Origin of the sequence: Streptomyces sp. NPDC046831, from assembly GCF_040645305.1 — a bacterium.
In the GTDB taxonomy this organism is placed as follows: domain Bacteria; phylum Actinomycetota; class Actinomycetes; order Streptomycetales; family Streptomycetaceae; genus Streptomyces.
In genome coordinates this window covers 1-17,088 of the sequence record NZ_JBEYXZ010000002.1, presented here as the reverse complement: position 1 = coordinate 17,088, position 17,088 = coordinate 1, and the positions used below count along the sequence as shown (strand labels likewise).

The following is a 17,088-nucleotide window of genomic DNA, read 5'->3' as shown; positions in this document are numbered from 1 at the left end:
GCATGGCCGCCGCCCGGTCCGCGCACCGCGTCCCCCGCGGGCGGCGCCCGCCGAGGCCCGGCGCCGCCCGCTCGTCGCTGCCCGTCACCGCCCGCTCGCCGGGCACGCGCCGCCGGCCGGTCCGCCCGCCGGGTCTGCCGCGGCCCGTCGGCGTCCGGGGCGCCGGGCGGATGGCGGCCGATCAGCGTCCCGGACCACCGCCTTCGGGCGGTGACGGGCGCGCCGCGTCGGCCGCCGTCACCCGCCCGCCCGGCCGTCCCCCGTCCGTGGGAGTGAACGGCGAGACGCGGCCGTGCCGGCGTGGACTCTGCCAACCTGCCTCTGCCGGGCGATCGGCCCGGCCGGCACAGGGAGGTGGGCGTTTGTCGGGTCACTTGGGGCGCGTCGGCGGTCGGCGGGTGGTGGCCGTCCTGGCGTTGGGGGGCGGCCTCCTGCTCGGTCCGGTCCTGCCCGCCCAGGCCGGCGAGGACCAGGCGGCGGGGGCGGCCGGCACCGGTCCCGTCCCGACCGCGCTGGACGCGGCGCAGGACCTCGTGTCCCCGGTCCTCACGCCCGGCGACGAGCGCGGCAGGGACGCGGGCCGGGGGACGGGCCTCGGCAAGGGTCAGGGGAAGGGCCACGGAGGGGTCCATGGCAAGGGGAAGGGGCGAGGTCAGGGAAGGACCGAGGGCGCGTGACCGGTACGGCGCCCTGCTCGTGAGGTGAACAGGACGGCGCCCGGCCGGGAGGACCCGCCGGGCGCCGCCCGTTTCCACCCGAGCGGCACCGTCGGCGGGGCGGGCGACTGCACGGCACGGCACGGCAGAAGGGCGCGCACGGGCACCCGGCGCGCACGGGCGGGGGAGCGGACACCAGGTCCGCGGGCACATGGCGCTGGCGGGCGCCGACCCTCCGTATGCGGTGCCCGGGTCGGGGGCATCCGGACAGCACGCGACGCCACGGCGTCCACCCGACTGGAAAGGAAGCGTGCACCGTGCTGGCCATCGTCTCTGCCGTCCTGTTCTTCATCGCCTTCCTCATCAACGCGGCCGACATAGCGACCAACGACACCTTCAGCTCGTCCAACATCATGCTCATCGGGCTGACCCTGCTGGCCCTGCACCTGGCGGGCGTCGGCAGCGGCTGGTCGGCCCGCGGCCGCAGGCGCTGAGGGGCTCGCCGGGCGCCGCGGCACACCCCGCTCTCCAGCCCTGCCGCGGCCTCGTTCCCGCCCGGTCCGTCGAGCCGTTCCCGGTGGTGCCGTGTGCCTCGCGTGACCCCGGGCAGCCGCTCCGACGTGCGCCGAAGGGACAGGGCGGCGCCGCCCTCGCGCGAGCGAGGAGCGTGTGAAAGTGGCAGGAAGGCAGCAGCGTGGCTGACGCGGCGCCCACCGGCGGGCTCCCCTCCACGGCACGGTCGAGGTGCCGGCTCTTGTGCCGAACCTCCCGGACAGGTCCGCACTGACCTGACCCGCAGGGTGCGGCGCAGGAAGCGCGAGGCCGCCATGATCCTGCTCGCCGTGCCGTCCTTCCTGCTGCTCAAGGCGCACGGCACCTGGGCGCCGGTCGCCGGGGTGCTCATCCTCTCGACCCGGCGGGCCTGCTTGGCCGCGCCGAGCGCCGCCACCCTGCCCGCGCTTTTCCCCACCGCCGTCCGCTACGCCGCCATGGGTATCGGCTTCAACGTCGCCGTCTCCGCCTTCGGCGGCACCACCCCGCTCGGACCGAGGCCCTGGTGCACCCCACCGGCAACGACCTGATGCCGGCCGGCGTCATCGGCCCGGTGACGGTGAAGTTCCTGGAAGTCCCTGCCGGAGACCGCCCAGGTACCGCCGAACGGATCGCAGCCGATGGTCGGATGGCGGGAGGAACAGCGCGCACTGATCGTCACCTCCAAGGAGCTGTACCGGGTCTCTGCGCAGACCGCCTCCGGCGGTGGCTCGCAGGACCGCCGGGAGGCGATCCGGGTGTCAGCCGCCCGCGGCGGACGGCCGGCTGACGACGGCGATCTGTGCTCGCACAGCGATCATCACGAGAACCGGCTGGAGGGCTGCCGGGCTCCGCGCCACCGGACTCGAGGCCATGAGGCCGGTGTGAAGGTGAGGGGCGATTGAACACTCCTGGGCCGCAGTGCGTATGGAGCGGGGGTATTTCCCTGTCCGGCCGACCACACGCCTAGGAGTGCTTCCCTTGGGACGCAACACGCGCAGACGACCCACAGGCCCACGACGCGCCACCTTCGCCGCGGTGGCCCTGATGCTCGGCGGGGGCGGGCTGGTCGCGGCCAACGTGTACGCGTCGGCCACCGAGGACCCCTGGGGGGCGGCGGCGGACGGCGGGAACCGGGTCATGGCGGCGGCCACGATCGACTGCCCGGACGTGGGCGACCGCCTGACCGCCGTACCCGACGCGGCGCGGGCCGACGTCGACACGCAACTCGCCGCACTCGACGAGCAGGTGGCCGCCGCCTACCGGCAACTGCAGGAGGCGGCGCGGGCCGAGGGGGAGGACCCCGGCTCCGCGGACGACTCGATCATGCAGCCGCTGGAGGAGAAGCGGACGGAGACGATCGGGCGCATCGAGGACGCCATCGACGATGCGGGCGACCGCCCGGAGGGGCTGCGGGACCTCGCGGCCTGCGACCTGCGCGCGTCCGGCAACCAGCAGGGCGGCGACGGGCAGGGCCAGGGCGCCGGTGACGACGGCGACGGGCAGAACGGGAACGACGGCGGGGACCAGGGCGGCGACGCGCAGCAGGACGGGCAGGACCAGAACGGGAACGGCGGCCAGGGCGGCAACGGACCCGTCGCCGCGGACTACGCCGACATCACCACCGTCCAGCCCCAGGCGGCGGCCGCGAACCCGGGGGCGGACGCGTCCCGGGGCACGTTCAGCAGCAGCTGCGGAGTGAACGAGAACGGCCTGTTCAACTCCGACAACATCATCGTCGCCCCCGGCGTCACCAACGGGGCCCACCACTTCCACGACTACGTCGGCAACCAGGCCAACAACGCCTTCGCCAGCGACGAGGACCTGGCCAACGCCGACACCACCTGTGCGGACGAGGGCGACAAGTCCACGTACTACTGGCCGGTGCTGCGGCTGCAGGACGGAAGCCGCGAGCGGGACGCCGACGCCCCCGGCGGCGGGACCGAGGGCAACGTCGGAAAGATCGTCACCCCCCGGGAGGTGACGCTGACCTTCGTGGGCAGCCCGCGCTCCGAGGTCACCGCGATGCCACGCCTGCTGCGCATCATCACCGGCGACGCCAAGGCGTTCGTCAACGGCCCCGGCAACGCCAACGCCTCCTGGAGCTGCACCGGGTTCGAGGACCGGCAGCTGAAGGACAAGTACCCGCTGTGCCCCGAGGGCAGCGACGTGGTCCGCACCTTCCGCTTCCAGAGCTGCTGGGACGGCCGGAACATCGACAGCGCCAACCACCGCACCCACGTCGCCTTCGCCGCGGCCGACGGCAGCTGCCCGGACGACTTCCGGGCGATCCCGCAGCTGGTCCAGCGCATCGTCTACGACGTCGACCCCCCGAGCCTGCAGGACGGCGGCCGGACGACCCCGCTGTTCGCCGTCGACTCCTTCCCCGAGCAGCTGCACAAGCCGGTGACGGACCACGGCGACTTCATCAACGTCTTCGACGAGGACCTCATGCGTGAGGTGGTCGACTGCATCAACAGCGGCCGGCAGTGCGGTGCGGGAGCGGGCCAGGGCTCGGGCAGCGGCGAGCAGTCGGAGGAGCCGCAGCAGCCCGGCGAGCCCCAGCAGCCGGAGAACCCTCAGCAGCCGCAGCAGCCCGGGGAACCGCAGCAGCCCGGCGAGCCTCAGCAGCCGGAGAACCCTCAGCAGCCGGAGAACCCGCAGCAGCCCGCGGAGCCTCAGCAGCCCCAGGACCCTCAGGACTCCCAGGGTGATGCGCAGGATCAGCAGACGGCGGCTCCCGGCCGGCCGACCGCGCAGCCCGCGGGCGACGGCGCGTCCGGCGCGGTGGAGCCCAAGGCCGACACGACCATGTCCGCCACGAGGCTCCCGGCGAGCGCCGCGCCGCAGGGCGGCTCGGCCGCGGACGGCGCCGGGGAGATCGGCGCCCCCGCACAGCCCCCGGCCACCGCGGGACCGCAGACCCGGCCGCAGGCCGTCAGCGGCGGCCTGGCCGAGACCGGTGCCCAGCTGTGGCCGGCCGCGGCCGGAGCGGTCCTCATGATCGGCGGCTTCGTCCTGCTCCGCCGGGTCAGGCGCTCCTCGGTGTGAGACACCCTCGCGCGACCCCGGCCCGGCGGCACGTCACCGACTCGTGCCGCCGGGCCGGGGCACGCCGCGCCTGGCGTTGTTGTACAGCCGCAGCAGGTGCTTGGCCACGGCGCACGGCGCGGGGTGGGCATGGCACTGGCGGCAGGTGCGCGCATGCTCCTCGTAGTCGGATCGCGCCTGCTGGAGTGCGTCGTTCGTGGACGGCACGGAGAACCTCGCTTCATGGGGGCGTGGGCGGAGAAGGCGCTCAGCCGGCTGTAAGGGGCACGTAAAGAAAAGTTGATCAGATTACTGCCGGTAGGGGAAAGCCTGCGTCCGCTCGCACCGCGTGGCCGAGCGCCGGCCCTGCCGGCCGACGGCGCGCAGGCCGTCCGGGGCCGCTACGATCACGGGGGCCCGGGCGGTGTGGCCCGGTGGAGGGGGGCTGTGCGCCATGTCGTTTCATGCCGCGGTGGAGTTCTCGGCGTCCGGCAGGGTGCGCGTCGCAGCGCACATCCTGCTCATGGTGCTCAGGTTCTTCCGCTGGCCGCACTGGCTCCAGCTCGCCCTCGGTTCCCTGTTCGCGCTCGGCGCCGTCGTCGTCCTGGTCCGGAAGCTCACGGGCCGTGAGGACCCCGACGGCACCGGGCGGGAGGAGGCCGCGTCGTGAGCGCCGGGGCCGCGCAGGAACGGCGCAGGATCCTCGCGCCCGCCCGGGCCGGCTCACCGGCGCGCTCCGTCGGCGCCGTCCCGGCGGCCACCGGCGCGCTGCTCGGCACCCTGGCCCCGTGGGTCGCCGGCCTGGTCTCCGTCCACCTGGCCATCCGGCACGCACATTCGGCTGAACACCGTTCGCCGGGGCGCCCCATGGCCGGGCGTCACATGCCCCGCCCCGGGACGGCGGGCGGGCGGGTCCGGCACGCGGCAGGCCGGCCGGGTGCCGGCCTCGGGTCCGTGGAGCGCCAACGGCCCACGGAGGCCGAGGTCTTGCGGTCCTGGTGGTTCTCGTGCCGCCTGTGCCCGAACCACTGGAGCCACTCGTAGGGCGCCGGAACGGTGAGCTGGACGCCGACCGCGGGCGGATCCGGCAGCCCCGGGGCGGGGAAACCGTCACCGTGGGGCGGCCGCCGCCCGCGTCATCCGCTGGTGGCGGTCGCCTCGGCCGGCGGGCGGAAGCAGGCGGTCACGGTCTTGCCGTGCGGACAGGGCCGTGCCTCCCAGCTGTCGGCCAGCGCGTCCACGAGGAACATGCCCCGTCCGCCGACCCGTTCGGTGCTCGGCGGGCGCGGCGTCGGGATGTCCTTCGAGTTGTCGTGCACCGAGATGTGCAGGCACCGGTTGTCCCAGGTCAGCACCAACTGGGCAGAGCTGTGCGCGTGCCGGTGGGCGTTGGTGACCAGTTCCGAGACGGTCAGCAGCACGGCGTCCACCGTCTCCGGGGCGCCGGCCGTCCACCCGAGTGTCTCCAGGTGCTCGCGCGCCCAGTCACGGGCGGCCTTCACTCCGCTGTTGATCGGCAGGGAGCGTGCCCAGCCCACTGCCCGAAGCGACGATCCGTCCACTGTGGTGGTCCCTTCCCGGTCGGTCCTGCTGTGCCGCGTCTACCCCCGGCGCCGGGGTTGACGCGGGCGCGGGGTGAACCGGTCGCGCGGAGGTCCGGCCACCGCGGTGCCGTACGGGCCCTCGGACCCCTCGCGGCCGCTGAGGTGCCCGTATGCCGCCGTGCCCGCTCCGGCCCGCTCGGGGCACTCGTCCGGTGGGCGATGTGGTGGGCGCGGCCCACGCCTTCCCGGCCGGCTGCCGCCCTGGCCCGGCACGCGGCCGTCGCGCACCGACCGGGGGACCGGAGGGGCGGCGCGGATCCGTCGCCGGACCCGTGCAACCACCGGGGGGCTTGGCGGGTCGTATCAGACACAGCACCGACAGCGCTCCCCGGACACCTCGCCGGGCGGGCGCACGAACGGCCTGGGGGACTCATGGACATCCGTACGCGCAGCACCCGGCTCGCCGTCGCCGCTCTGGCGGCAGCGGCCGTCGGCCTCACCGCCGTCCCGGCGGCGGCCGGCACCACCACCGGCTCCGGCACGGCGGCCGCGGGGTCACCGCGGTTCCTCGCGCCGGGCGAGCTGCCCCCGCACCCGGCGTCGCCGTGGTACGCCGGACCGGTCACCGCCGGACAGCCGGACCCGCTGCCGGTCTGCGTCGGCGAGGCCCTGCCGTCGATCGCGAGCCACCGCCGGTACTGGACCGAGTTCGACACCGGTGCCCTCCAGGTCACGGTCGTCGAGCGGAGCGTGCAGCGGGCCAAGGCGTTCGCGGCCCTGCTCCGCAAGGACCTCGCCGGCTGCGCGCGGAAGCTGACGCGCGAGGACCCCGGCATCACCGCGGTGGGGAAGTACTACGGCAGGATCGCCGTCGAGGAGGGTGCGCACGTCTACGGCCTCCACACCGCCTCCGCCTGGGGCAGCTCCGACATCAACCTCTTCTCCGTCGGGCGGGACGGCAGGACCGTGACGTTCGTCCGGTGGGGCCAGATGGGCGACTTCCGGAACGCCCAGGTCGGCGACTTCAAGGCCACGACCGTCACGGCCGTCGGCAAGCTGTACTGACAGCGGCCCGGACCGGCCGGGGTTCCCCACCTCGGCCGGCCCGGCGCCCTCCCGCGCTCACCGCCGGTACCGCCGCCTGTCCCCGAAGGTGCCGGGCCCCGGCGGGGACGGCGCGCCGGCTCACCGCACGGAGCCCTCGAGGAACTCGGCCAGGGCCTTGCCGGGGCGGAAGGTGACGGCGCCGTCGTCGCCGTGGAAGCTGCCGAAACTGCCGCACACGACCGTCTCGCCGTTCCTGAGCGCCTCGGCGATCGTGCCCGGGTGCTCCACGGTGCCGAACACCGCGTTCAGCACCCTGTCGACGTCCTCCGCCGCCAGCCGCGCCTGCGGATCCTGTTCCGTGGCCTTGCCCGCGGTCGCCTCGACCAGCCGCCTTCTGTCCATGTGACGCACCTGTTCCCGATCGGCCGGCACACCGGATCGTGCACCTCCACCATCGTGGTCCGCGCGCCTGCCGGCCGCACCCGCAGCGGGTCAGATCCGGTGTCCCCGCGCCGAGAGCCACCGGTGCACGCTCTCCTTGTCCGCGGGGGTGATGCGTGCCGGACCCCGGACGTCGGGGCCCTCGTCCTCGTTGAAGGCGGTGTCGGTGACCCGGGCCGTCACCCAGTGGGCCAGGTCCTGGGCCGCGTCCGGCGACAGCGAACCCTTCTGCCAGCCCTCGTCGGCCCGGCGCGCGGCCTCGGCGTCGTTGCGGCGTGTCTCCTCCAGCCAGACCGGCACGAGCCGGTCGACCACCTGCTGGTCGTCGGAGGGGGACGTGGACTGCTGGTCGTGCTGCTGATCGTGTGTCATGCGGGGCCGGGTTTCCCGCAACGACGTCACGATGCGCCCGGTGGGCGTCCGCCCGGCCGGGCCAGGACGGTGCTCGGCCGGCGGACCCGGCACGGCGTCCGCTCCTGCGCGGGGGACGGCGCGGCCCGGTGTGCGTCAGGGACGCAGGACCAGACGGACGGGATCGCCCTCCTTCCGTTCCAGCCGCTGGACGGCCTCGGCGGCCTCCGCCAGGGGGAGCACGCCGCTGACGGAGGCGGAGAAGTCCAGCCGCCCGCCCTGGATCAGCCGCAGGAGCTGCGGCAGGGCCGCCGGCATGTCGGAACCGTAGTGCCCGAGGATGCGCTGCTGGAGATAGCTGAACCGGGTCCCGTCCGTGACGGTCAGCGGCTTGTCGGTCAGCCCCACAAGGACCAGCCGCCCCTTCGGGGCCAGCACGGACAGGGCCTGTTCGCGCACGGCGGGGACCCCGGCGAAGTCGAAGGCGGCGGCCAGGCCCAGGCCGGTGGTGACGGCGCGGACGCGGTCGCGCAGGTCCGTGTCGGCCGAGTCGAGCGCGAGGTCCGCGCCGGCGGCCAGGGCCCGCTCGCGGGCGACGCGGCTCGGGTCGACCGCGACGATCGGGCAGGCGCCCATCGCCCGCAGCAACTGCACCGCGTGGACGCCCAGACCGCCCACGCCCCACACGCCGACCGCCTCGGCGGGCCGCACGTCGCCGGTGGCGGTGATCGCCCCCCAGGGCGTCGACACGGCATCGGGGATGATCGCACCCTGCTCGAACGGGATCGTGTCCGGCAGCAGCGTCAGGGCGTCCGCCGCCGACAGCGCGTACTCGGCCCACCCTCCGTCGTAGTCGACGCCGCGGGTGTAGGTGGCGCCGTCGCGCGTCTCGCCCGCGTACAGCACCACGCGCTGGCCGGGCGTCCAGGCGCTGACGCCCTCCCCGGTCTCGGCGACGGTGCCGGACACCTCGTGCCCGAGCGTCACGCTCTCCTCGCGCAGGAACAGGGGTGTCAGCGTGCCGTCGATCAGGTGTACGTCGGACAGGCAGACCCCGGCCGCCTCGACCTTCACCAGCACCTGCCCGGGACCCGGCTGGGGCCGCGGCACCTCCTCCAGGCGCAGCGAGCGGGTCGGGACGTGCAGACGGGCGGCGAGCATGCGGTCCATGGCGCGCGTGACCTCCTGGGTGGGTGCGGGTGATCCACGCGGCTGTCGCAGGTCACCTCGCGGTGCACCGTACGGTGCCCGGCAACACAACGCAAGAAGACTTGCTTTAGGGTGGTGGCATGACATCGTCCGGCCCTGCCGCGCCGCCCCTGCGCCGCCGCGGTGAGCACATGCGGCAGGCCGTGCTGGCCGCCGTGGTGGACCTGCTGTCGGCCGAGGGGCTGGCGGGCGCGACCGTCGCCGCCGCGGCGCGACGTGCCGGGGTGCACGAGACGTCGGTCTACCGCAGGTGGAAGACCCGCGAGAACCTGATTCTCGACGCGCTGACCACCCGGCTCGACACCGCGCTGCCGATTCCGGACACCGGTGAGGTGCGCGAGGACCTGGTGCGGTTCTTCGGGTCCCTGGCCCGCCTCCTCGGCACCGCCGAGGGCCGGGCGCTGCTGCGGCTGAGCGTCGAGCGCGACGACACCCTCGACGGCCGCCGGGGCCCCTACTGGAGCGAGCGTCTGGCGCGCGCCGCCGTCATGGTCCGGCGGGGCGTCGAGCGGGGCGAACTGGCCGTGGACACCGACGCCGCTCTGCTCGTCGAGGCCGTGAGCGGACCCCTGTTCGCCCGCGTCCTGCTCAGCGGGGCGCCCCTGGAGGAGACGCTGGCCCCCAGGCTGGTCGACCTCGCCCTGCGCGGAGCCGCGTCCCGGCAGGACGGGACGGCGACCGCCGCCCGGGACGGCGCCTGACGGGAGGCGCTCCGCGGGCGGCCCCGACCCGCCGCACACAGAGGCGCCCCGACTGCCCTGGGCAGTCGGGGCGCGTCGTCGCCGTTGTCAGTGAGTGCCACCGGCGTCCCCTGGCGCAATGCGTCCGCGCCAGGCTCCGGACTCGTCACCGCGTTCCTCGATGTACTGCTTGAAGCGCTTCATGTCCCCCTTGATGCGCCGGTCCATCACCCCCAGCAGGTCGCCGGTCTTCTCGACCACGCCGCTGGGCTCGATGTCCATCACGAGTTCGACGCGCGTGTGCGTGTCGTCCACCCGCTCGAAGCGGACCGTGCCCTTCTGCTGGGTGTCGCCGCTGGTGGTGCGCCACGTGATGCGCTCGTCGGGGAGCTGGTCGACGATCTCGGTGTCGAACTCCCGCTTGACGCCGGAGATCTTCGTGACCCAGTGGTTGTGCCGGTCGTCCAGCTGCCTGATCTCCTCGACGCCCTCCATGAAGTGGGGGAAGGACTCGAACTGCGTCCACTGGTTGTACGCGGTGCGGACGGGGACCTCGACTTCCACCGTTTCCTTGACCGTGCTCATGTACGTGTGCCTCCAGTCTCACTGATCGGCCGCGGCGGGCCGCCGGCCCGCCGCTCGGCATGGTGCGCGAGTACCCGACGAATGCGGCTTTACGACTGCGCGTTCCGGGTGGGCGGTTCAGGCAGCCGGCCGCGCCGGCCCGCGGCGGGACACTCCGGGGCAGCTTCCGGGATCTCTGTGCGGACGCCGCTGCCCGGTTTCCTCCCTTGACGGCCCATCGGCCGGCCGACACCATCCCAGGCACCCCACATCGATCGTGGACATGTCATGCGGTCTTCCGGCGCACCCCGGCCGGAGCCGCGTGCCTCCCCACCTCGAACAGACGGAGCACCCATGAAGCACTCCGTTCGTCTCGCCGGCCCTGCCGCGACCACCGCCGTCACCGTCGTCGCCGCCGCACTCCTGTGCGGCGGCGGTGCCACGGCGGGAGCGGCCCCGGCTCCCCGGACAGCGGCCGCCGCGCCCGACATCTCCCTGACCAACGTCAAGGCGCACCTGGCGCAGCTGCAGTCCGTCGCGACCGCCAACGGCGGCAACCGCGCGCACGGCCGCACCGGTTACCGGGCCTCGCTCGACTACGTGAAGGCCAAGCTGGACGCGGCCGGATTCACCACCACCGTCCAGCAGTTCACCGCTTCCAGCCGCACCGGATACAACCTCGTGGCCGACTGGCCGGGCGGCGACACCAACCAGGTCCTCATGGCGGGCGCCCACCTCGACAGCGTCACCGCGGGCCCCGGCATCAACGACAACGGCTCCGGCTCGGCGGCGCTCCTGGAGACCGCGCTCGCCGTGTCGCGGACCGGCTACCAGCCCGCCAAGCACCTGAGATTCGCCTGGTGGGGCGCGGAGGAGCTCGGCATGGTCGGCTCCCGCACCTACGTCGCCGGGCTGTCCGCCACGAACCGCACGAAGATCAACGGTTACCTCAACCTCGACATGATCGGCTCGCCCAACCCGGGCTACTTCGTCTACGACGACGACCCCGCCATCGAGCAGACGATCAAGAACTACTACACCGGCCTCGGCGTCGCGACGGAACGGGAGACCGAGGGCGACGGCCGCTCGGACCACGCGCCCTTCAAGAACGCGGGCATACCGGTCGGCGGCATCTTCAGCGGGGCGGACTACGTCAAGACCTCGGCGCAGGCGGCGAAATGGGGAGGTACGGCGGGCCAGGCCTTCGACCGCTGCTACCACTCGTCCTGCGACACGTCGTCCAACATCGACGACACCGCCCTGAACCGCAACGCGGACGCTGTGGCGTACGCGGTCTGGGCCCTGTCGTCGTAGGACCCCGGAACTCCCCCCGGGGCGTGGGAGCTCCCCGGGGGTGCCGGCACTCCGCGCCCGACGGCGCCGGCGTGCCGTGACGGGGCCGTCCGTCCGACGCCGCGGTCGGACGGCACCACCTCCGCCCGGTCAGCGCACCCGGGCCACACCCGCGTAGATGCCGCTCTCCTCCGGAATCAGCTCCAGGCCGGGCTGCGTCCACTGAGTGGCCGTCACCAGGCCGGGCTCGACCAGGTCCATGCCGTCGAAGAAACGCTCCACCTCGGTCCGCGTGCGGAAGGCGAGCTGGATGCCGCCCCGGGCGTACTCGGCGGTGACCTGGGCCGAGAGTTCCGGGTACAGGTCCGACGCGGCGTGCGACAGCACCAGGTAACTGCCGGACGGCAGCGTGGCGACCAGGTCGCGGACGATGCCGTGGGCGTCCTGCTCGTCGGGCACGAAGTGCATCAGCGCGATGAGCGACAGCGCCACCGGCCGGTCGAAGTCCAGCACCCGCCGGGCGTGCCGGACGATCCCCTCCGGCTCCCGCACGTCGGCCTGTATGTAGTCGGTGGTCCCCTCGGGCCGGCTGACCAGGAGCGCCTCCGCGTGGCGCAGGACGATCGGGTCGTTGTCCGTGTAGACGACCTTGGCCGACGGCACGACGTCCTGGACGATCTGGTGCAGGTTCGGCTCCGTCGGGATCCCCGTGCCGATGTCGAGGAACTGCTCGACGCCCTGCCGGGCCAGCCAGGCCGCGGCCCGGTGCATGAACTCCCGGTTCTGCCGCGCCGCGTCCTTCGCCTGCGGCGGCAACTGGGCGCCGACCGCCTCGTCGACCGGGTAGTTGTCCTTGCCGCCCAGCAGCCAGTCGTAGACCCGCGCGGGGTGGGCCCTGCTGGTGTCGATCGGCGGGTGAGGGGTGTCGGTCGTCATGGCAGTCTCCGTCGCACCGGTGAACAGCTCGCGCCGTTTTTTCGGATCATCCTACGTCGGAGCCGACCCGCCGTGCAGACAGGGGAGTTGGGGCGGTCACGGCCCGAACTCGGCGGCGCGCGGAGGCCGTCGGCGCGGGCAGCGGCGCGGTGGTCCGCCGGGGCGGGGGAGTTCACGTCCCGGCGCAGCACGGCGCGCCGGGCGGGCGGGTCGGTCCCGCCGCGCCCGGGGACCGCGCGGGGTCAGCCGAGGGTTCCGGTGCGGGCGGCCTGCCACAGGTCGACGTCGCCGTCGGTGGCGTACTTGTCGATCTCGGCCAGCTCCTCGCCGGTGAAGTCCGGGTTCTGCAGCGCGGCGACGTTCTGCTCCAGCTGCTCCACGCGGGAGGCGCCGATGACGAGCGACGTGACGCGCTCGTCGCGCAGCGCCCAGGCCAGGGCCATCTGGGCCAGGGTCTGCCCGCGCCGGGCCGCGATGTCGTTCAGCGCCCGCAGCCTGCCGAGCATGGCGTCGGACAGCCAGCCGGTGTCGAACGACTTCCCCTGCGCCGCCCGCGAGTCCTCGGGGACGCCGTCGAGGTAACGCCCGGTCAGCAGGCCCTGGGCGAGCGCTGTGAAGCCGATGACCCCGAAACCCTCCTCCTGGGCGGCGTCGAGCAGGCCCTCGGTCTCGACCCACCGGTTGAGCATGCTGTACGACGGCTGGTGGATGAGCAGCGGGGTGCCCAGGTCGCGAAGGATGGCCGCCGCCTCGCGGGACCGCTCGGCGTCGTAGGAGGAGATGCCGACGTACAGGGCCTTGCCCTGACGGACGGCGGTGTCCAGTGCGCCCATCGTCTCCTCGAGCGGCGTGCTCGCGTCGAGCCGGTGGGAGTAGAAGATGTCCACGTAGTCCAGCCCCGTCCGGCGCAGGGACTGGTCCAGCGAGGCGAGCACGTACTTCCGCGAGCCGCCGCCCTGGCCGTAGGGGCCCGGCCACATGTCCCAGCCGGCCTTGGTGGAGATCACCAGCTCGTCCCGGTACGGCGCCAGGTCCTGCTTCATCAGACGCCCGAAGTTGATCTCCGCGGCGCCGTAGGGCGGGCCGTAGTTGTTGGCGAGGTCGTGGTGGGTGATGCCCAGGTCGAAGGCGCGCAGGGCGATCTCGCGCTGGGTCTCGAACGGCCGGTCGTCGCCGAAGTTGTGCCAGTAGCCCAGCGACAGGACGGGAAGGTCGAGCCCCGAGCGCCCGGTGCGGCGGTAGCGCATGGTGCCGTTGTAGCGCTCGGGGTCTGCGACGTAGCTCATCAGGCGTTTCTCCGGGTGGTGCGAGGAGGTGCGGCCGCTTCGGGAAAGCGGGGGACAAGCCCACCCTGCATCTGCCCGACCCCGAAGTCCAACCGTTCCTCCACATGGCATTCAGCAGCGCCGTCGCTGAATGCGGTCGCGGCCGTCCCGGCCCGCTGTCAGTGGCGCCTGCGATCCTGCCCGCATGGATGAGCTGGAGTTCATGCGCGGCCGGGTCTACGGCGCCGACCACGACGATGCGGGGCCACGGCCCGGGCGGTCGTACGCGGAGCTGGTCGGCGGCCCCCTGGACGGCCTGCTCCTCGACGTCACGGACCGGTCCGAGGAGGAACTGCGGGGCGGGGTCGAGCTGCGCACCGAGATAGGACGCTACGGTCCGGGCGGCCGGGCCCTGTACCGCCCGCGGGCCGACGGCGGCCGCCGCTTCGACTGGCGCGGGGACGTGCCCTGACGGCGGGGGACCCGCGGCCCTGCCCGGCCGGAACGGCGCTTCCGCCCACCGTGTGCTCCGGGCCTGGGCGGAGGACGAGTCCGCCGGGACGGACATGGACGGACCACCCGACGCCGCGCTGGGCCTCGGCTCGGAGCGGGAGCGGGAGCGGGACCGTTCGAGTACGCCGTCGGGGTCGGCTTCGCCGCCCGGCCGCACGGGCCCGTGCATGGGCCGGCGCGCAGCGGGTACCGGGAGCGAGCGGATGGATGGGGAAAGACGGGTGGCGCGGTCCTGGGGCCGCGCCACCTGCGTGTCCGCGTCCGCCTGCGCAGTCCGCCCCGGCCGGGCCTCCGCCTGACCTCCGTGACGTGGCTCCGTCCCGGTGGCACCGCACGCCGTCAGGGAGGTCCCCACCGGACCGCGGACGGCCAAGGCGACCACCGCCCCTGATGCCGGCAGCCGTACGCACGCGCCCCCGGCCGGGCTTTCGCCGCGAGCACCGGTGCCGACGTCGCCGCGGGCACCCGAGTCCGCGGCGTGGGGCCGGATGTGGCGGTGCGTCAACGGGATGACTAGGTCCGGCGGACCGGCCGGGACAGCGGAACCACAGCCGTCGGCGGTCGCATTGAGTATCTGACGCGTCAGAAACGTCACTGTAGTTGACAGTGATGGTGCAGGGACGGACAGGAACATGGGCGACGGACACAGCGACGGCACCGGAGCCGCCCACTCGCGCCCGAACACGCCCGGACGCGCACCCGGGACCGGCCCGGCGGCCCCCGCAGTCACCGGTGTGAGCACGGCACTGAGCCGCGCGCTGCGAGCCGGGCCTGCGGACGCCGCGGCCGAGCAGCGCGCACTGGCCGCCTTCCGCGCCGCCCGGGACGCGGGGATCCACGAGGGCGCGCGGACCCGGCGCCGGGACGACTGGCGACCGCGCCGCGCCGGCCCCCGACGCCCGGGATGAGCCACGGGCCGGCGAGCCGCGCGGCGCGGAGGACGACCGGACAGACCGGCTGCGCAATAGCGCGCGGCGGGTCGTGGCACAAGGCCGGTCACCCGAAGGTGTGGTGGAAGCGGGACGCATGGTACCGGGACGCGCGGTGCGGACGTACCGTCACATGCCGGTCGCATGAAGCAACGGCTCCTGCGGGCCGGAACAGGGGAGAGGACGTGAGCGGAGTGAGAGTGGAGACCGACTGGGCCGAGCGCGGGACATGCCGGGTGGGCAATCCGGACGACCTGTTCGTCGAGGGAGCGGCGCAGCACCGGGCCAAAGTCGTGTGCACCGGCTGTCCGGTCCGTACCGAGTGCCTGGCCTACGCCCTGGACCACCGGATCGAGCACGGTGTCTGGGGCGGCATGACCGAACGCGAGCGCCGGGCCCTGCTGCGCCGTCGGCCGACCGTCACCTCTTGGCGACGGCTGCTGGAGACGGCACGGATGGAACACGAGAACCACCGCGCCGCCGCGCAGGGTGCCGAGAACCAGCCGGTGAGGGCGGCCTGCTGAGAGCCTCCTGCTGAAGGCGGCCTGCTGAAGGAGGGACGGTCGATACGGCGGCGGCCGGCCGGACCGTCTCGTCCGTAGGCCCGCCGGTGTGCCGGCGGGGTGCCCGTGCCCCGCACAGGACGACCGCGACCGTCGGCTCGGTGCTGGCGGTGAGGCGGGAGAAAGAGGAAAGGAATGAGAAGAAGAGGGGCGCGCCGCCGATGCGCGCGGGCACTCAGCGGTCCAGGCTGAGCGTGGCCGTGACCCGCTTGCCGCCGTCGAGGGGAGCGGCTTCCAGCCGGTCGCTGAGCGTGTTGACCAGGTGCAGCCCGTGGCCGCCGACGCGCCGTGGCTCGGGCGCCTGCACGCGGGGCAGCTCGGGGGAGGTGTCCCAGACCGTGATGCTCAGGGTGCGGTCGCCGGGCGTGAGCCGCAGCTGCAGCCCGCTGGGGCCGGGAGCGTGCCGGATGGTGTTGGTGACGAGTTCGCTCACTATCAGCTGGGCGTCCTGGGTGACGCGCCGATCGCCGGTGAGGCCGGCCTGGAGCAGGAATGCCTGCACCGCGTCCCGCGCTTCCGCGATGCGCAGGGCGTCGATGTCCCAGGTGGCGCTGTAGTGCAGGGTGGGAGTCGAGCCGGGAGGCCGCTCGGCCGCCGCCTGCTTCCTAAGCGGATGGGCCATGCTCAGTGCCTTTGCGTGTGAGAGGGGTCCTTGCTGTTTCTGTGACTACGGGCCGTGTCCTCGCTCTCCTGTCGGTTACCCGCTGTCGCCTCACTCATGGGGACGGCGGCCGCACGCCGCCGGTTGCGGGCGTCCGCGGTTCAGCCGGCGTCGGCTTCCAGTGCCGCGGAGCGCGAATCGGTGATCGTGAAGTGCTCGAAGGTCCCCGTCAGCCGCAGCAGCCGCACGATGGACTCCTGCAGGGGACCGAGAAGTATCAGGGAACGGCCGCTCGCCAGGTGGCGCTGCCGAGCGGCGATCAGGGCGTTGAGCAGACCGCTGTCGCCGAACGTCACGCCGGACAGGTCCACGACCGTCGCGGACGTGCCCGCTTCGTCGGCTTCGGCCCAGGCCGCCTCGAGCAGGTCGGTCTCGGCATAGTCGACATCGCCGCGCACCGAGATCTCGAAGATACGCTCATGCTTTCTGACCTGCACAGTCGCTTCAGAAGGCCAATTCATCGGGACATCTTCACACTTCCGGGCGCCGCCGATCCAGTCGTGTGACCCTCCCCTCGCGCCCGGGTCGCGCAGGCCCGCCGGAGATCGGCAGGTGTGTCACCCGGATGGCGGGGTAGACGCAGCCCAACGTGGTCAGGCACAGGGCCGGTCACCAGGGAGGACGAACATGACGGCGACGGCGACGGCGAAGATCGACACGAGCACGGCGCGGTTGCCGGAGGTCGCCGATCCCTCGAAGGTGGCTCCGCGGGACGCGCGGGAGCTGAGCCGGGTGTTCTTCGATCAGCTGGCGGTGCTGGAGGAGGGCACGCCGGAGTATCAGTACGCGCGGAACACGCTGATCGAGATGAACATGTCGCTGGTGCGGTTCGCGGCGGCGCGGTTCCGCAGTCGTGGGCCGGAGGAGATGGAGGA

Annotated in this window: 20 protein-coding genes and 2 pseudogenes; 11 read left to right on the top strand and 11 right to left on the bottom strand. The window is 73.7% G+C overall.

What is annotated here, in order from left to right; genetic code table 11:
* Positions 1–362: 362 nt before the first annotated feature.
* The 4 genes and pseudogenes from ABZ920_RS01955 (at position 363) to ABZ920_RS01940 (ending at position 4,238) form a co-directional block, all read left to right on the top strand.
* Positions 363–677: a hypothetical protein gene (locus ABZ920_RS01955; protein ID WP_361497678.1), complete on the top strand. Its 315-nt coding sequence runs from the start codon at positions 363–365 to the stop codon at positions 675–677.
* A gap of 296 nt (positions 678–973) precedes the next feature.
* Positions 974–1,150 (top strand): hypothetical protein, encoded by a 177-nt coding sequence (locus ABZ920_RS01950; RefSeq protein WP_361497675.1) that lies wholly within the window; start codon positions 974–976, stop codon positions 1,148–1,150.
* A gap of 327 nt (positions 1,151–1,477) precedes the next feature.
* Positions 1,478–1,900, top strand: a pseudogene (locus tag ABZ920_RS01945) (MFS transporter); the annotation flags it as partial.
* Positions 1,901–2,234: 334 nt separating this feature from the next.
* Positions 2,235–4,238, top strand: coding sequence for a DUF1996 domain-containing protein (locus tag ABZ920_RS01940; RefSeq protein ID WP_361498343.1), 2,004 nt, complete (start codon positions 2,235–2,237; stop codon positions 4,236–4,238).
* A gap of 33 nt (positions 4,239–4,271) precedes the next feature.
* Here the strand turns inward: ABZ920_RS01940 and ABZ920_RS01935 are convergent, their stop codons facing one another.
* Entirely contained in the window at positions 4,272–4,445 is a 174-nt protein-coding gene (locus ABZ920_RS01935) for a hypothetical protein (protein WP_361497672.1), read from the bottom strand.
* Between the two features lie 226 nt (positions 4,446–4,671).
* Between ABZ920_RS01935 and ABZ920_RS01930 the strand changes: the two genes are divergently transcribed.
* Positions 4,672–4,887, top strand: a complete 216-nt coding sequence (locus tag ABZ920_RS01930; RefSeq protein WP_361497669.1) for a hypothetical protein — start codon at positions 4,672–4,674, stop codon at positions 4,885–4,887.
* Between the two features lie 208 nt (positions 4,888–5,095).
* Here ABZ920_RS01930 and ABZ920_RS01925 read toward each other — a convergent pair whose 3' ends face one another.
* Both ABZ920_RS01925 and ABZ920_RS01920 read right to left on the bottom strand, forming a co-directional pair.
* Complete coding sequence (locus ABZ920_RS01925) at positions 5,096–5,308, bottom strand: hypothetical protein (protein ID WP_361498341.1); 213 nt, start codon at positions 5,306–5,308, stop codon at positions 5,096–5,098.
* 45 nt (positions 5,309–5,353) lie between these two features.
* Positions 5,354–5,779 (bottom strand): ATP-binding protein, encoded by a 426-nt coding sequence (locus ABZ920_RS01920; RefSeq protein WP_361497666.1) that lies wholly within the window; start codon positions 5,777–5,779, stop codon positions 5,354–5,356.
* 414 nt (positions 5,780–6,193) lie between these two features.
* Here ABZ920_RS01920 and ABZ920_RS01915 point away from each other — a divergent pair, with 414 nt between their 5' ends.
* Positions 6,194–6,826, top strand: a complete 633-nt coding sequence (locus tag ABZ920_RS01915; protein ID WP_361497663.1) for a hypothetical protein — start codon at positions 6,194–6,196, stop codon at positions 6,824–6,826.
* Positions 6,827–6,946: 120 nt separating this feature from the next.
* On the opposite strand, the gene ABZ920_RS01910 is transcribed toward ABZ920_RS01915, so the two are convergent.
* The 3 genes from ABZ920_RS01910 to ABZ920_RS01900 all read right to left on the bottom strand — a co-directional run bounded on the left by ABZ920_RS01910 (position 6,947) and on the right by ABZ920_RS01900 (position 8,770).
* On the bottom strand, positions 6,947–7,210 hold the full coding sequence (locus ABZ920_RS01910; protein WP_361497660.1) for a hypothetical protein: 264 nt from the start codon (positions 7,208–7,210) through the stop codon (positions 6,947–6,949).
* A gap of 90 nt (positions 7,211–7,300) precedes the next feature.
* The gene (locus ABZ920_RS01905) at positions 7,301–7,621 is read right to left on the bottom strand and encodes a hypothetical protein (RefSeq protein ID WP_361497657.1); all 321 of its coding nucleotides are present in this window, start codon (positions 7,619–7,621) and stop codon (positions 7,301–7,303) included.
* 135 nt (positions 7,622–7,756) lie between these two features.
* Entirely contained in the window at positions 7,757–8,770 is a 1,014-nt protein-coding gene (locus ABZ920_RS01900) for a zinc-binding dehydrogenase (protein WP_361497654.1), read from the bottom strand.
* 119 nt (positions 8,771–8,889) lie between these two features.
* Between ABZ920_RS01900 and ABZ920_RS01895 the strand changes: the two genes are divergently transcribed.
* Positions 8,890–9,510: a TetR-like C-terminal domain-containing protein gene (locus ABZ920_RS01895; RefSeq protein WP_361497651.1), complete on the top strand. Its 621-nt coding sequence runs from the start codon at positions 8,890–8,892 to the stop codon at positions 9,508–9,510.
* A gap of 87 nt (positions 9,511–9,597) precedes the next feature.
* On the opposite strand, the gene ABZ920_RS01890 is transcribed toward ABZ920_RS01895, so the two are convergent.
* Positions 9,598–10,074: an SRPBCC family protein gene (locus tag ABZ920_RS01890; RefSeq protein WP_361497648.1), complete on the bottom strand. Its 477-nt coding sequence runs from the start codon at positions 10,072–10,074 to the stop codon at positions 9,598–9,600.
* 333 nt (positions 10,075–10,407) lie between these two features.
* Between ABZ920_RS01890 and ABZ920_RS01885 the strand changes: the two genes are divergently transcribed.
* Complete coding sequence (locus ABZ920_RS01885; protein WP_361497645.1) at positions 10,408–11,367, top strand: M28 family metallopeptidase; 960 nt, start codon at positions 10,408–10,410, stop codon at positions 11,365–11,367.
* Between the two features lie 129 nt (positions 11,368–11,496).
* Here ABZ920_RS01885 and ABZ920_RS01880 read toward each other — a convergent pair whose 3' ends face one another.
* Both ABZ920_RS01880 and mgrA read right to left on the bottom strand, forming a co-directional pair.
* Positions 11,497–12,282 carry an SAM-dependent methyltransferase gene (locus ABZ920_RS01880; protein WP_361497642.1) on the bottom strand — a complete coding sequence of 262 codons (786 nt, stop codon included), beginning with the start codon at positions 12,280–12,282 and terminating at the stop codon, positions 11,497–11,499.
* Positions 12,283–12,524: 242 nt separating this feature from the next.
* The gene (gene mgrA / locus ABZ920_RS01875) at positions 12,525–13,568 is read right to left on the bottom strand and encodes an L-glyceraldehyde 3-phosphate reductase (RefSeq protein WP_361497639.1); all 1,044 of its coding nucleotides are present in this window, start codon (positions 13,566–13,568) and stop codon (positions 12,525–12,527) included.
* 184 nt (positions 13,569–13,752) lie between these two features.
* Here mgrA and ABZ920_RS01870 point away from each other — a divergent pair, with 184 nt between their 5' ends.
* The gene (locus ABZ920_RS01870) at positions 13,753–14,019 is read left to right on the top strand and encodes a hypothetical protein (RefSeq protein WP_361497636.1); all 267 of its coding nucleotides are present in this window, start codon (positions 13,753–13,755) and stop codon (positions 14,017–14,019) included.
* 1,164 nt (positions 14,020–15,183) lie between these two features.
* Positions 15,184–15,513, top strand: a complete 330-nt coding sequence (locus ABZ920_RS01865) for a WhiB family transcriptional regulator (RefSeq protein WP_361498339.1) — start codon at positions 15,184–15,186, stop codon at positions 15,511–15,513.
* Between the two features lie 214 nt (positions 15,514–15,727).
* On the opposite strand, the gene ABZ920_RS01860 is transcribed toward ABZ920_RS01865, so the two are convergent.
* Both ABZ920_RS01860 and ABZ920_RS01855 read right to left on the bottom strand, forming a co-directional pair.
* A complete protein-coding gene (locus ABZ920_RS01860; RefSeq protein WP_361497633.1) occupies positions 15,728–16,174 on the bottom strand; it encodes an ATP-binding protein in 447 nt (148 codons plus the stop codon).
* Between the two features lie 140 nt (positions 16,175–16,314).
* On the bottom strand, positions 16,315–16,650 hold the full coding sequence (locus ABZ920_RS01855; RefSeq protein WP_361497630.1) for an STAS domain-containing protein: 336 nt from the start codon (positions 16,648–16,650) through the stop codon (positions 16,315–16,317).
* Between the two features lie 190 nt (positions 16,651–16,840).
* On the opposite strand from ABZ920_RS01855, the pseudogene ABZ920_RS01850 reads away from it, so the two are divergent.
* Positions 16,841–17,088, top strand: a pseudogene (locus ABZ920_RS01850) (RNA polymerase sigma factor SigF); the annotation flags it as partial.

Bases quoted from the DNA above. Each gene is read 5' to 3' on its own strand.
- ABZ920_RS01940 (WP_361498343.1), top strand. From the start codon at position 2,235: ATGCTCGGCGGGGGCGGGCTGGTCGCGGCCAACGTGTACGCGTCGGCC.
- ABZ920_RS01890 (WP_361497648.1), bottom strand. From the start codon at position 10,074: ATGAGCACGGTCAAGGAAACGGTGGAAGTCGAGGTCCCCGTCCGCACC.
- ABZ920_RS01895 (WP_361497651.1), top strand. From the start codon at position 8,890: ATGACATCGTCCGGCCCTGCCGCGCCGCCCCTGCGCCGCCGCGGTGAG.
- ABZ920_RS01900 (WP_361497654.1), bottom strand. From the start codon at position 8,770: ATGGACCGCATGCTCGCCGCCCGTCTGCACGTCCCGACCCGCTCGCTG.
- mgrA (WP_361497639.1), bottom strand. From the start codon at position 13,568: ATGAGCTACGTCGCAGACCCCGAGCGCTACAACGGCACCATGCGCTAC.
- ABZ920_RS01915 (WP_361497663.1), top strand. From the start codon at position 6,194: ATGGACATCCGTACGCGCAGCACCCGGCTCGCCGTCGCCGCTCTGGCG.
- ABZ920_RS01930 (WP_361497669.1), top strand. From the start codon at position 4,672: ATGTCGTTTCATGCCGCGGTGGAGTTCTCGGCGTCCGGCAGGGTGCGC.
- ABZ920_RS01885 (WP_361497645.1), top strand. From the start codon at position 10,408: ATGAAGCACTCCGTTCGTCTCGCCGGCCCTGCCGCGACCACCGCCGTC.
- ABZ920_RS01860 (WP_361497633.1), bottom strand. From the start codon at position 16,174: ATGGCCCATCCGCTTAGGAAGCAGGCGGCGGCCGAGCGGCCTCCCGGC.
- ABZ920_RS01880 (WP_361497642.1), bottom strand. From the start codon at position 12,282: ATGACGACCGACACCCCTCACCCGCCGATCGACACCAGCAGGGCCCAC.
- ABZ920_RS01910 (WP_361497660.1), bottom strand. From the start codon at position 7,210: ATGGACAGAAGGCGGCTGGTCGAGGCGACCGCGGGCAAGGCCACGGAA.
- ABZ920_RS01870 (WP_361497636.1), top strand. From the start codon at position 13,753: ATGGATGAGCTGGAGTTCATGCGCGGCCGGGTCTACGGCGCCGACCAC.
- ABZ920_RS01905 (WP_361497657.1), bottom strand. From the start codon at position 7,621: ATGACACACGATCAGCAGCACGACCAGCAGTCCACGTCCCCCTCCGAC.